This is a genomic window from Falsiroseomonas stagni DSM 19981 (assembly GCF_900114315.1).
Classification (GTDB): Bacteria; Pseudomonadota; Alphaproteobacteria; order Acetobacterales; family Acetobacteraceae; genus Falsiroseomonas; species Falsiroseomonas stagni.
The window spans coordinates 21,574-35,148 of record NZ_FOSQ01000009.1; the positions used below are offsets into that span (position 1 = coordinate 21,574).

General features: G+C 73.2%; 7 protein-coding genes. 4 read left to right on the forward strand and 3 right to left on the reverse strand.

The window, feature by feature from the left end:
- Positions 1-125: 125 nt before the first annotated feature.
- Positions 126-1,934, forward strand: a complete 1,809-nt coding sequence (locus BM041_RS20265; protein ID WP_092961723.1) for an autotransporter assembly complex protein TamA — start codon at positions 126-128, stop codon at positions 1,932-1,934.
- Positions 1,918-5,751 carry a translocation/assembly module TamB domain-containing protein gene (locus BM041_RS20270; protein WP_139226113.1) on the forward strand — a complete coding sequence of 1,278 codons (3,834 nt, stop codon included), beginning with the start codon at positions 1,918-1,920 and terminating at the stop codon, positions 5,749-5,751. Before BM041_RS20265 ends, BM041_RS20270 begins: the two co-directional genes overlap by 17 nt.
- Before the next feature lie 4 nt (positions 5,752-5,755).
- Here BM041_RS20270 and BM041_RS20275 read toward each other — a convergent pair whose 3' ends face one another.
- From BM041_RS20275 to BM041_RS20285, 3 genes are read right to left on the reverse strand one after another with little or no spacing between them, the layout of a single operon-like run.
- Positions 5,756-7,435 carry a class I SAM-dependent methyltransferase gene (locus tag BM041_RS20275; protein WP_092961725.1) on the reverse strand — a complete coding sequence of 560 codons (1,680 nt, stop codon included), beginning with the start codon at positions 7,433-7,435 and terminating at the stop codon, positions 5,756-5,758.
- Positions 7,432-9,147 (reverse strand): M28 family peptidase, encoded by a 1,716-nt coding sequence (locus tag BM041_RS20280; protein WP_092961726.1) that lies wholly within the window; start codon positions 9,145-9,147, stop codon positions 7,432-7,434. The genes BM041_RS20275 and BM041_RS20280 overlap by 4 nt, the downstream gene beginning before the upstream one ends.
- Positions 9,148-9,155: 8 nt before the next feature.
- Complete coding sequence (locus BM041_RS20285; RefSeq protein WP_092961727.1) at positions 9,156-10,121, reverse strand: Bug family tripartite tricarboxylate transporter substrate binding protein; 966 nt, start codon at positions 10,119-10,121, stop codon at positions 9,156-9,158.
- Between the two features lie 164 nt (positions 10,122-10,285).
- Between BM041_RS20285 and BM041_RS20290 the strand changes: the two genes are divergently transcribed.
- Together BM041_RS20290 and BM041_RS20295 are read left to right on the forward strand one after the other, a co-directional pair.
- Positions 10,286-12,106 carry an ABC-F family ATP-binding cassette domain-containing protein gene (locus tag BM041_RS20290; RefSeq protein WP_092961891.1) on the forward strand — a complete coding sequence of 607 codons (1,821 nt, stop codon included), beginning with the start codon at positions 10,286-10,288 and terminating at the stop codon, positions 12,104-12,106.
- Complete coding sequence (locus tag BM041_RS20295; RefSeq protein WP_092961728.1) at positions 12,103-13,317, forward strand: M24 family metallopeptidase; 1,215 nt, start codon at positions 12,103-12,105, stop codon at positions 13,315-13,317. The genes BM041_RS20290 and BM041_RS20295 overlap by 4 nt, the downstream gene beginning before the upstream one ends.
- The last annotated feature ends 258 nt before the right edge of the window (positions 13,318-13,575 follow it).

Below are 13,575 nucleotides of genomic sequence, written 5' to 3' on the forward strand. Positions count from 1 at the left end.
GCTCCACCCCCGATGCATCCATCTTGGGCACAAGCGACATCCCGGCCTGCCCGGCCCGAACCACCAGCCCTCCGCGGCGCTAGGACATCGTGAGACACCACACCCCGGTCGCCCTCCTGCTGTCGATGCTGCTTTTCACCGGGCCGGCGGCGGCGCAGGACCAGGCCGGCATCCCCTATGCCACCACCATCGCGCCGAGCGGCGTGGAGGGGCTGGACGGTGCCCTGGCCGATGCCTCCCGCCTGCGTCGCCTGGCGGAGGAAGCGCCGGTGGATGGCTTCGGCCTGGTGGCCCGCGCCCTGGCGGAACCGCGTTTGCTGGACGATGTCTTCCGGTCCGAGGGTTATTGGGCGGCGGAGGCCACGGTGCTGGTCGATGGCCAGCCCGCCACGACCCCGGGCCTCGCGGAACGCCTGGCCGCGCGCCCCGCCGGCGATCCCGTACCCGTGGAGGTCCGCCCCGCCCCCGGCCCGCGCTACACGCTGCGCCGCATCGCGCTGCGCCCCGCGACGGCGGCGGAAGCGCCCGCCGTGGCGGCGCTGGGCGAACCCCAGGGCCTCTCCGCCGGCGATCCCGCGCGATCCGCCCCGGTGCTGGATGCCGAATCCGACCTGATCGACCGCCTGCGCCGGGCCGGCCACCCGCTGGCCGCGGTGGTGGAACGCGACGTGGTGGTGGACCATGAGGCGCAGGCCATGGACGTCACCTGGACCCTCGCCCCCGGCCCCGCCGCCCGCTTCGCGCCGCCCCTGATCGCAGGCGACAGTGCCGTCTCCCGCGCCCTGACGGGCCGCATCGCCGGGCGCCTGGCCGGCCAGCCCTACGCCCCCGCCACGCAGGAACGCACCAGGCGCGAATTGATGGCGCTCGGGGCCTTCGACAGCGTGCGGGTGCGCGCGGCGCAGCGGCTGGACGAAACCGGCGCCCTGCCCGTGACCTTCACGCTGAACGACCGCCCGCGCAACGCGGCCGGCTTCAACCTGAGCTATGAGACGAATTACGGCCCCTCCGGCAGCGTCTACTACGAACGCCGCAACGCCTTCGGCAATGCGGAGCGGCTGCGGCTGGAGGCGACGGTCTCCCGCCTCGGCGCCGGGGGCGGCACGGAGGATGTGAACAGCCGCATCGCCGCCAATCTGCGGCGCCCCGGGCTGATGGATGGCCGCACCACGCTGGTGGCGGAAGTGGCCGCGGTGCGGGAAAGGCTGGAAGCCTATGACCGCGATGCGCTGGTGGCCTCCGCCCTGCTGGAACGCCCCTTCGGCGAACGCTGGGTGCTGCAGACCGGGCCGAGCCTGGAGACGGGGCGGATCGGGCGCGACGGCAACTGGCAGGAATTCCAGCTGGCGGGCTGGGTGCTCGGCGCGCGGTATGACGGCACGGACAATCTGCTGGACCCCCGCCAGGGCTTCCGGGCCAGCGCGACGATGACGCCCTATGCCGACGTGGCGGAGGGCGGCGGCTTCATCCGGGCACTCGGCACGCTGCGGACCTACTACGATTTCACCCGCGATGGCGGGTCCGTGGTGGCGCTACGCGGCACGCTAGGCAGCCTGGTGGGGGCGGACCGGGCGGTGCCGCTGGACAAGCGCTTCCATGCCGGCGGCGGCGGGTCCGTCCGCGGCTACAGCTACCAGTCCATCGGCCCGCGGGATTCGCGCAACCGGCCGGATGGCGGGTCTTCGCTGGTGGAGGGATCGGTCGAGCTGCGCCAGCGCCTGCGCGGCAATCTCGGCATGGTGGCCTTCCTGGATGCCGGCAGCGTCGGGCAGCGGGAGACGCCATCCTTCAGCGAGGTGCGGCTCGGCGCCGGGCTGGGCGTGCGCTACGCGACGGCGATCGGCCCGGTGCGGCTGGATGTGGCGGTGCCGCTGAACAAGCAGGAAGGGGATGCCGGCTACGGCATCTATGTCGGTCTTGGCCAGGCCTTCTGAGGTCAAGGCCACCGCCGCCCCGCCCCGCCGCCGCCTGCGCTGGCTGCGCCGCGCGGGCGGCGTGCTGCTGGCGCTGCTGCTGCTGCCGCTGGTGGCCGTGGGCGGCGCGCTGCTCTACGCCAACAGCGAAGGCGGCCGCGCGCGCATCGCGGCGCTGGTCGCCGCGCAGGTGCCGGGGCTGGCGCTGGAAGGGCTGGAAGGCCCCCTGCCCGGCCGCCTGGCGCTGGCCCGCGTGACGATGGCGGATTCCCAGGGCGTGTGGCTGGAGGTCGAGGGCGCGCGCCTGGCCTGGGACCCGCTGGCCCTGCTGGGGCGGCAGGCGCATGTCACGCTGCTGGCCGCGGATCGCGTCGCGCTGCACCGCCTGCCGGAAGCGGGGCCCGATCCCGCGCCCCCGGAACCGCCCGGCCCGTTGATTCCCGAATTGCCGGAACTGCCTCTCGGCATCCGGCTGGACCGGCTGGAGGTCGCGCGGATCGAGATCGGCCCCGCCCTCGCGGGGGAAGCGGCCGCGCTGCGCCTCGCGGGCAATGCGCGGCTCGATCCCCGGGGGCTTACAGCCGCGCTGGATGTGAACGCGATCGGCGCGGAGGATACGGTCGGGCTCGAAGCCTCGCTCCGCCCCGGCAGCGGGCGCTTGTCGGCCCGCGTCACCCTGCGCGGCGCGGCGGGCGGGCCGGTGGCGCGCCTCGCGGGCCTCGTGGGCCGCGCGCCGTCGCTGGACCTGACGCTGGATGGCCCGGCGGAGGGCGCGGCGCTGTCGCTGCGGGCCGATGCCGGGCCGGGCCTGTCGGCGGTGCTGGACGGCACGATCCGCGCGCCGGACACCACACGGCTCGGCCTCGACATCACCGGGCGGCTGGATGCCTCCGGCCTGCTGGAGTCGCCTCTGGCCGGGCCGCTCGACATCGCCTTGCGCGGCGCGCGGATGCCCGATGGGGCCACGGACCTGGCGGCGCTGCGCATCGCGGGCCGGGCCGGGGTGGCGGAGGCCGCGGGCCGCATCCTGGCCGATGGCCGCACCATCAGCGCGGAGGCGCGGATCGCCCTGGCCGGCAGCGAGGTCTTCGCCCCTCTCCTGGCCGGCGCGCCCATCGGCTGGTCCGCGCTGGAGGCCACCGTGAAGGCGGAAGGCCCGATGGCCGCGCCGACCCTCGACGTGACCCTGGCGCCGGAGGGATTTTCCTCCAGCATCGCGCCCGTTTCCGCCCTGCTTGGCCCGGCGCCGCGCGCCTCGCTGCGCGCCACGCTGCCCGACCGGATCGCGCTGCTGACGGTGACGGGCGCGGCCCTGCGGGCGGAAGTCTCGGGCCTGGCCGGCACCATGCTCGACCTGCGCTTCGCCGCCGATGTGGCGGCGGCGGAGGGCGCCGTGCCGGGCGTGGCCGGTGCGCTGCGGCTGTCCGGCACCGCGACCGGGGAGGCTGCGAACCCCACCCTGGCCGTGACCGCGGCCTCCGACCGGCTGGAAGCCGCGGGGCAGGTGCTGGAAGCGCTGACGCTGGAGGCACGGGTCGCGACGCCCGCCACCCTGCCCAGCGTGGCGGCAACGCTGGAAGGCCGCTTCCAGGGCCTGCCCCTGGCGCTCAACCTGCAAGGCAGCCCGGACGGCGACGGTGCGCTGCGGCTGCGCGCCGCCACCGCCCGGCTCGGGCCGATGACGCTGGAGGCCGCCGGCAGGCTGACCCTCGCAGGGCCGGTCTTCGAAGGCCAGGCGACGCTCGCCGCGCCGGACCTGGCGCCGCTCTCGGCCCCGGCCGGGCAGCCCCTGGCGGGGGCGATCCGGCTGGAGGCGATCGGCACCGCCCGGGACGGCGCGCAGCACCTGGAAGCGCGGCTGACCGCGCCGCGCCTGCTGGCCGCCGGCGTGGAGGCCCGCGACCTGGCCGCGACGGTCACGGGCACCGCCGCGGATGCCGAATTCCGCCTGTCCGGCCGGGCCATGGAGATCGACGCGGAGCTGCGCGGCCGGCTGACGGCGCTGGCGGAAGGTGCCAGGCGGATCGAGCTGTCGGTGCTGCGCGCCACCACGGGGGGGGAGACGATCCGCCTGGCGGCCCCCGCGCGGATCGGCCTGCGGGCGGATGGCGGCGTGGAGATCGGCGCGCTGTCGCTGGCGGCCAGCCGGGGCGCGACGCTGCGGGCGGAAGGAAGCTGGGGACCGGAACGCGCGGATATCCGGGCCACGCTGGCCGTGCCGGACCTGGCCGCGCTGGCGCCCCTCGCCCCGGGCGTGGAGCCCGCCGGGCGCGTCACGGCGGAAGCGCGCATCACCGGCCGCGTCGCTTCCCCCGAACTCACCGCGACGCTGCGCGGCACCGGGCTGCGGGCGGCGGCCACGCGCGGGCTGCCGGCCGGCGACGTCACAGCCGATATCCGGCGGGATGCGGCGGGTCTGGCGACGCTGCGCGGCACCGCGAGCCTCGGCCCGCAGACGCGCCTGACCGCGACGGGGCGGCTGGCGGCGAATGGCGGGATCGAGGGCGCGCTGGACGGCACCATCGATATCGGCGGGCTGGCGGGGCCGCTGCTGGCCGCGGGCGCGGATCGCGTGGCCGGTCGCGCGACCGTGGCGCTGCGGGCCTCCGGCACGCTCGCCGCCCCCGTGCTGGGCGGGGAGGCGCGGCTGGCGGCGGGGTCCTGGCGCAACGCCGTGATGGGGGTGGCCTTCACCGACCTCGGCGGCACGATCCGCGCCGATGGCAGCCGGCTGCGGTTGGACCTGGCCGGGCGGACGGCGGGTCAGGGGCGCCTCACGCTGGCGGGCAGCGTCGATCCGCTGGCCGATGGCATCCCGGTCGACCTGGTGCTGCGGGCACAGGCGGCGCAGCCCGTCGCCAGCGACCTGGTGCGCGCCACGCTCGATGCCGAGGTGACGCTGCGCGGCGCGGTCGGCACGGGGCTGGAGATCGCGGGGCCGATCCGGGTGGCGCGGATGGACATCCGCATCCCGGACCAGCTGCCGGGATCGGTGCGCAGCCTGGGCAGCGTAACGGAGGTGGGGCGCGTGCCGGGCCGCCCCGCACCGCCGCGCCGGGAACGGCGCGCGCCGGAAGAACCGGGCGCGCCCATCACCCTGGCGCTGCGGGTCGAAGCCCCGCGCAACATCTTCGTCCGCGGCCGCGGCGTGGATGCGGAACTCGGCGGCACCTTGCAGGTCGGCGGCCGGGTGGACGCGCCCGACATCGCAGGCGAGATCGCGCTGCGCCGGGGCGAGATCAGCGTGCTGGCGCGGCGGCTGACGCTGACGCGGGGCAGGCTCGACTTCCAGGGCGGGCTGCTGCCGGAACTGGATTTCGAGGGCAGCAGCCAGGCCGGGGGCACCACGGTGCGCGCGACGGTGACGGGGCCGCCCAACGCGCCGGTGATCGGCTTCAATTCCACCCCGGAACTGCCGCAGGACGAGGTGCTCGCCAGGCTGCTCTTCGACCGCCCGGTCAGCGACCTCAGCCCCTTCGAGGGCGCGCAACTCGCCCAGGCCATCGTCGGCGCCACCGGCGTGGCGGGCGGGGGTGCCAGCGGCGTGCTGGACCGCCTGCGCCGCACCTTCGCGCTGGACCGTCTGGCCGTCGGCGGCGGGGGAGAGAGCGCATCGCGGACAACGAATGCGGAGGAGCGCAACGGCCCGACGCTGGAAGCCGGGCGCTACATCGCGGACGGCGTCTATGTCGGCGTGCGGCAGGGCACGGATAGCGGATCATCCCGCGTCGGCGTCCGCGTGGACCTGACGCCCCGCATCCGGCTGGAGGCGGAAACCGGGGACCGGGAGGCGGGGGAGCGCGTCGGCGTGTCGATGGAATGGCAGTGGGGGCGGTAGCCCCCTAACCCACCGCCGGCACCCTCTCCAGCAGCGCGGCATCCAGTTCCGCGCGGCGATCCCACAGGCTCCGGTACCAGGCAATCCGGGTGGCGACCTGGTGGGCATGCAGGCGTTCCCGCTTCACCCAGCCATGCGCGGCATCCGCCATGGCCCGCGCACGGTCAGGGTCGGCGACCAGCGCACGCAGCGACCGCAGCAGGTTGTCCGGCGACCGGACGATCAGCCCCGTCTCCCCATCCCGGACGCTGCCCTCATAGACCGTCGGGCTGGCGAGGCAGCAGAGGCGATGGCCCCCGGCCTCCACCGCCTTCAGATCCGACTTCATCCGGTTGAAGCGGGTATCGGCCAGCGGCAGGAAGGCCAGCTCGCAGCGCCCCATGGCGGTCCGGTAATCGGCGTAGCTGGCGAGCGGCGCGAAGGCCTTGTGCGGCGTGTCCAGCGCCTCATAGGTCCGGCGGTCATGCATCACCGCGATGGAGAGGCGACCCTCGGCCTCCGCCAGCGCCTGGTTCAGCGCGGGGATGAAGGGGGCGACATCGGCTTCGCGGTTGATGGCGCCGAAGAACAACGTCATCCGCGCGGGGTTCGTGAAGTTGCAGGGCTCCGGCAGCGCGGTCAGCGCATTGGGGAAGATCGCGACTTCCGGGTTGAGGTCGCGCAGCAGCGCGGCGAGCGGCACCGTCGAGGTCTGCACCGCATGGACGCCGCGGAAGGCGACGCTGCCGGAGGCGGCGATGGAGGGCCAATGCGCGGGATCGTCATCGAATTCCTGCACCAGCACGGCGCCCGTCGCGCGCAGCGCGCGGAGATAGGCCGGCGCCTCCGGGTTATCGAGCAGCCGGCGCTGGAGGATCAGGATGCGCGGGATGCCGGGATCGAGCTTCGGGACCGTGGCCTCCATGCCCGCGCGGGTGACGATGCCGGGGCGCGTCGCGATGGCGGCGAAGGGTTCCAGCACGCGCACATCATTGACGCCGCCGACCGGCTTCAGGGTGCGCGCCACCACCACCATCGGCTTCGGCGCCACCCGCACCGCGCGCCAGACATACTGCAAGGGCGCGCTGCGGCGCAGCCAATCCGCGGGATCGACGCCGAGCGCCCGCAGCGCGGGCTCCATCTGCTTCGCGAAGGCTTCCGCCTGTTCCGTCGCGAAGCTGCGCGGCGCCGCTTCCAGCGGCACCAGCCCCGCACCTTCCAGCGCCTCCTTCATCCCGCTGCGCGTGAACCAGCGGAGATGGGTGCGGTCGAACAGGCCGGTCTGGTCATAGCGCCACTGGCCCGTCAGCAGGCGGGCGGCGAAGGACCAGTGCTCGACATTGGGGATGCAGGCCAGCAGCACGCCATCGGGCGCCAGCAGCCCGGCATCCCGCTTCAGCACGGCCCAGGGGTCGCGCAGATGTTCCAGCACATCGCCCATCACCAGCGCATCCAGCGTGCCGGGCTCGATGGGCGGCGGCGCGGCCTCGATATCCAGGCGATGCACCGCGTCGTAGTGGCGCGCGGCCTCCGCGGCCAGCGCCTCATCCGGCTCGATCGCCACCAGGCGCGCGGTGGGGTTGCGGCGACGATAGGCGGCACCGAGCGCGCCGGCGCCGGCGCCGACATCCAGCACCAGCCGCGCATCCAGGGGTATGCGCAGCAGCAGGTCGCGATTGGCGTGGGCGCCGTAGGTCTCGGTCACGGAATGGCCTCCGCCGCCGCCTCCACCGCGGCCAGCACGTGGTTGAGGCCCCGCTTCAGGCTGGTGGTGGCGAAGCCCAGCGCCGCGGGCGGGTAGCGATCCAGCTCCGCCGCCACGGCCAGGTGCGTCAGCGGCGGCGCCGGCAGGCCGATGTCGCGGCGGTAGCGCGTGCCCCTGACGTAGTCGAGCGGCACGAACTGGCGCAGCACCGCGAGCCGCGTGCGGGTCGCGAGGGCGGGATCGGTGTTCGTGGCCTCGAAGGCCGCGAGCTTCGCGGCCAGCCCGTCGAAGGCGCGGGCGGCCGGGGAGAGGTCGAAGCGATCCCCCGCCGCCTTCGCATAGCGCGCGAGATGCCCTTGCAGATCCGCCACCAGCGCGCCGGGGTCGAGCGGCACCGCCGGCAGCGTCGCCAGCCGGAACAGCGCCAGCGCATAGAGGCGGATATCGGTCAGCAGCACGCCGGGGTCCGCGACCTCCATCTGGTCGCGATCCGTGTGCCAGGCGGTGTTGCCGCCATTGCCCATGACGAAATACCAGCCGCGCCGCTCCACCTCCTCCTTCGGGATGCGGGAGGAGGCGGAGAAGCAGCCGGAGATGCCGAGGTTGTTGAAGGAGAAATCGCTTGATTGCGTCGGCCGCTTGCCGCCCGCGACCTTGCCCGTCGCATCCCGCACCGCATCGGTGACGAAGGCGCGGTTCTCCGCCATCCAGGGAATGGTGGGATAGTCCGTCGCGTCGCGGCAGCCGGGGCTGTCGCAGTTCATGTGGGCGACGCAATGCCGCGCCAGGTCGCGCGCGAATTCATCGGCATACCAGGTGCTGCCGGCGAACTTCCCAGTGGAATGGCCCGGCCACCAGCAGATGCGCACGCCGCGCTTCAGATGCTGGCGGTTGGCATGGATCACGCGCGCCACTTCCAGCATGCAGGCATCGCCCGTGGCGTTGTCGCCAACGCCGACATCCCAGCTGTCGTAATGCCCGTGCAGCAGCGCGAAATCGGGCTCCTGCCCGGGGATGCGCACCTCCGGCAGCACCTGGTCGAACCAGCCTTCCTCCACCACCGTGGTCAGCGTGGCGGAGTCGCCGCGCGACGCCGCGGCGATCAGCGCATCGCCATCGGGTTTGCTGACGGCGCAGCCGGGGATGGGGGTGCGGGCGGGCAGGTCATCCAGGTCGGGCGTGCCCCAGATGGCGCTGCCGCTGCCCCAGTGCATGTCGGGGCCGGGATTCACCGCGATGACACCGGCGGCGCCGAGCGCCGCGAAATGCAGGATCTTCTCCGCCAGGATCATGCCGCGGAACAGCACGATCTTCCCCGTCACGTCGGGCACGCCCGGCGCGGGATCGTATCCGTCCCCGAACAGCGCCGCCGTCCCTGGTGTCCAGCCCGCCGGCGGGCCGATCGGGTTCTCCACGAAGACCAGCTTCGCCGCCAGCCCGCCGGGCGCCGTCTGCGCCAGCTGCGCCGGCCGCGCGCGGAAGCGCTGCCCGCCGAGCGTCACATGCGCGTCCCTCGGCACCGCGAGATACAGACGCGGCCGGTGCACCGTGACGGGCAGGCCCAGCGCCGCCAGCCGCCGCGCGATCTCCTCCCCCGCCGCCGCGGCCTCCCCCGGGTCCTGCCGCCGCATGGCGGAGAAACACTCCACCAGCGACCAGGCATGGTCGATCACGGCGGTGTTCATCACCGCCTGTTCCGCGGACGTCGTCATTGCCGTGTTCAATCCATTGTCACGCCGGTGCGGCGAACGACCTCACCCCATCGGTCGATTTCACCATGGATGTAGCGCTGGGTCACCTCGGGGGTGTCGCCGCCCGGATCGACGCCGATGCTGGCCAGGCGTTCGCGCACCGGCGCGCTGTCCAGCGCCCGCTTGAGCTGGGCGTACATGGCCTGGATGATCTCCTCCGGCACCCGCGCCGGCCCCGCGATGCTGAACCAGTTCGTGGTGACGACGCTGGGGTAGCCGGATTCGGCGAAGGTCGGGATCTCCGGGAAGGCGCTGTTGCGGTTCGCGGAGGACACCGCCAGCGCGCGGACATTGCCGCTGCGGATATGCACGGCGGCGGAGGGGAGGCTGTCGATCATCCCCTCGATCCGCCCGCCCAGCACATCGGCCGTCGCCGCCTGCGCGCCGCGATAAGGCACATGGGTGATGTCGATGCCGGCGGCGGATTTCAGCAGCTCCGCCGTCAGGTGATGCAGCGTGCCGTTGCCGCCGGAGCCGAAATTGATCGCGCCCGGCCGCGCCTTCGCCGCCGCGACGTAATCCGCGAGCGTCCGGAAGGGCAGGTCCTTGTTGATGATGAGCACGACGGGCAGCGTGCCGATGATGGTGACGTGGCGGAAATCGTTGCGCGTGTCGTAGGGCATGTTGCGCACGAGTTCGCGGAAGATGGCCTGCGGGCCGACATTCGTCGTCAGCCAGGTGTAGCCATCGGGGGCCGATTTCGCGACGAAGTCGGACCCGATCACCCCCCCTGCCCCCGGCCGGTTCTCCACCGGGAAGGACTGGCCGGTCTGTTCCTGCAGCGCCGCCGCGATAGTGCGGGAGAGGATGTCGGAAGCCCCGGCCGGCGGCGAGGAGGAGATGATGCGGACGGGGCGCGAGGGCCAGGCGCCTTGCGCGAAAGCGGGGGTGGCGAGGGTGGCCAGGGGGGCGGCGAGAAGGCTGCGGCGGCGCATGGGGGAGGTCCTTCCGGGGTCGGCGCAACGTCAGGCGGCGTCGTTCCTGATCCGACACGCATCGCGCCGGCCGATCAAGGTCAAGCAACTTCCGCACCACCGCGATGCCGCGTGGGCAAGCCCGCACGCTTGACGGCGCCACCCGCCGCCCCCATCCCACGCCCATGGCCCTTCCCCCCCTGCTGCACCTCCGCGACGTCAAGCTCCGCCTCGGTTCCACCCAGCTGCTGGATGGCGCGGAGATCGCCGTCGCGCCGGGGGATCGCGTGGCGCTGGTCGGGCGGAACGGGTCCGGGAAATCCACCCTGCTGAAGATCGCGGCAGGGATCATCGATTGCGATGCCGGCACGCGCTTCATCCAGCCGGGTTCGACCATCCGCTACCTGCCGCAGGAACCCGACCTCGGCGGCCATGCCACCACCGGCGCCTATGTCATGTCCGGCCTCGGCCCGGGCGATGACCCGCACCGCGCGCGGATGCTGATGGAGGGCCTCGGCCTGACCGGGGAGGAGGAGCCCGGCCGGCTGTCCGGCGGCGAGGCCCGCCGTGCGGCGCTGGCCCGCGCGCTGGCGCCGGAGCCCGACATCCTGCTGCTGGACGAACCCACCAACCATTTGGACCTGCCCGCCATCGAATGGCTGGAAGGGGAGCTCGGCCAGCTCCGCAGCGCCCTCGTCCTCATCAGCCACGACCGGCGATTCCTGGAACGCCTGTCCCGCGCCATGGTCTGGCTGGACCGCGGCACCACCCGCCGCCTGGAACAGGGATTCTCCCAGTTCGAGGCCTGGCGCGACCAGGTGCTGGAGGATGAGGAACAGCAGGCGCACAAGCTCTCCCGCAAGATCGTGCGGGAGGAACACTGGCTGCGCTACGGCGTCACCGCGCGGCGCAAGCGCAATGTGAAGCGCCTGGCCGGCCTCCATGAACTCCGCAAGCGTCGCAAGGAACGCGTCACCGCGCCCGGCCAGGTGAAGATGGCGGCGGCGGAGGGCGAAGGCTCCGGCACGCTCGTCGCCTCGGCCGAGGGCGTGAACAAGAAGTTTGGCGACCAGAAGCCGGTGGTGGTGGATTTCTCCACCCGCATCATGCGCGGCGACCGCGTCGGCATCGTCGGCCCCAATGGCGCGGGCAAGACCACGCTGCTCAACATGCTGACCGGCGTGCTGGCCCCGGATAGCGGGACCATCAAGCTCGGCACCGCGCTGCAGATGGTGACGATGGACCAGAAGCGCGAAAGCCTGGACCCGACGACAACCCTGCAATCCGCGCTGACGGGCGGATCGGGCGACGTGATCCGCATCGGCGGCGAGGCGAAGCACGTCATCGGCTACATGAAGGACTTCCTCTTCCTGCCCGAACAGGCGCGTACCCCCGTCGGCGCGCTGTCCGGCGGAGAACGGGGCCGCCTGCTGCTCGCGCGCGCACTGGCGACGCCATCGAACCTTCTCGTCCTCGACGAACCCACCAACGACCTCGACCTCGAAACCCTCGACCTGCTCCAGGAACTGCTCGCGGATTACGGCGGCACCGTGATCGTCGTCAGCCACGACCGAGACTTCCTCGACCGCGTCGCCACCAATGTCATCGCCTATGAGGGCGATGGCCGCTGGCAGGACTATGCCGGCGGCTATTCCGACATGGTCGCGCAGCGCGGCCGCGGCGTGCAGGCCCGCGCGGCGGCCGTGGCCGCGGCAACGGCGCGCGAAAACGGCACCACCGAAGCGCCGCGCGCGGTGGCCAAGGCGAAAATGTCCTTCAAGGACAAGCACGCGCTGGAAACGCTGCCCGACCGTATCGCCCTGCTGGAACGGGAAATGGCGGCGTTGCAGAAGGCGCTGGCGGACCCGCAACTCTACACGCGCGACCCCGCCGGCTTCGCCGCCCGCACCAACCTCCTCGCGAAGAAGCAGGCGGAACGCGACGCGGCGGAAGAGGAATGGCTGCGGCTGGAAATGCTGCGCGAGGAACTGGAGAACCAGGCATGACCATCGGCGTCGGCGGATCGGATTTCGCCACCGAACTGGCCACCATCAGGAACGAACGGGACGCCGTGCCCCCGATCGGCGCGGAGGATCACGCGAAGCGCGTGGCCCTCGCGCAGGCGCGCATGGCCGAACTCGGCATCAGCGCCCTCTGGCTCGACGGCACCACGAACCTCACCTGGCTGACGGGCCTCAAGCACGGCCAGTCCGAACGCCCCGTCGGCGCCGTCCTCCCCGTCCGCGGCCCCCTCACCTATCTCTGCCCGGAATTCGAGGTCGAGCGCCTCAAGACCATGCTCCTCCTGCCCGGTGAGGTGCTGGGCTGGGAGGAAGACCAGGACCCCTACGCGCTGTTCAGCGACATCCTGCGCGGCGCCGACATCACCGGCGGCACGGTCGCACTCGATGACATGGCGCGCGTCTTCGTCGCGGAAGGGATGCGCGCGGCCCTGCCGAACCACCACTTCATCGCCAGCAAGCCCGTCACAAGCCACCTGCGCGAACAGAAATCGGACCACGAGATCGCGCTGCTGCGCCAGGCCATGGGGATGACACTCCGCATCCAGGCCGCCGCCGCCCGCGCCCTGCAACCCGGCGTCACCACCACCGACGTCGCCGCCTTCCTCGCCGCCGCCCACGCCAAGGCCGGCTTCGACGCCGGCCCCTCCTTCTCCATCGTGCTGTTCGGCGAACCCTCCGCCTACCCGCACGGCGTGCCCTATCCGCAAACGCTCAAGGACGGCGACGTCGTCCTCGTGGACGTCGGCGCGCCCCTCCATGGCTACGTCTCCGACATCACCCGCAGCTACGTCTTCGGCACCCCCACCCCCCGCCAACGCGAGATCTGGGACCTGACCAAGCGCGCCCAGGCCGCCGGCTTCGCCGCCGCGAAACCCGGCGCCCCCTGCGCCGCCATCGACGACGCCTGCCGCGGCGTGATCACCGCCGCCGGCTTCGGCCCCGGCTACAAGGTCCCCGGCCTGCCCCACCGCACCGGACACGGCATCGGCATGGACGTCCACGAAGCCCCCTACTTCGTCGGCGGCAACACCCAACCCCTCGCCCCCGGCAACACCGGCTCCATCGAGCCCACCATGGCCATCTACGGCGAATTCGGCATCCGCCTGGAAGACCACATCGCCATCACCCCCACCGGCGCCTCCTGGCTGACCGAACCCGCGCGGAGCGTGGACGAACCCTTCGCAGGGGTGTGACGCCCGGGGGTGGGCGCGGGTGGGTAACCCCGGAGAGGGGCTGCGCGCCCCTCTCCGGACCTCTCCCGCGCCAGGGTCCAGCGGGACCCTGGACCGCGAGGTTATCGGGGGATGGAGGGAGGGGCACAGCGCGCGATCCGGCCAAGCGGTCGCGCCGTGCCCCTCCCTCCATCCCCCGATCTCATGGATTCCAAGGGGCCGCTGCCCCTTGGCGGGGAAGGGGTCTGGGGAAGGGGCGGAGCCCTTTCCCCAGGGGCC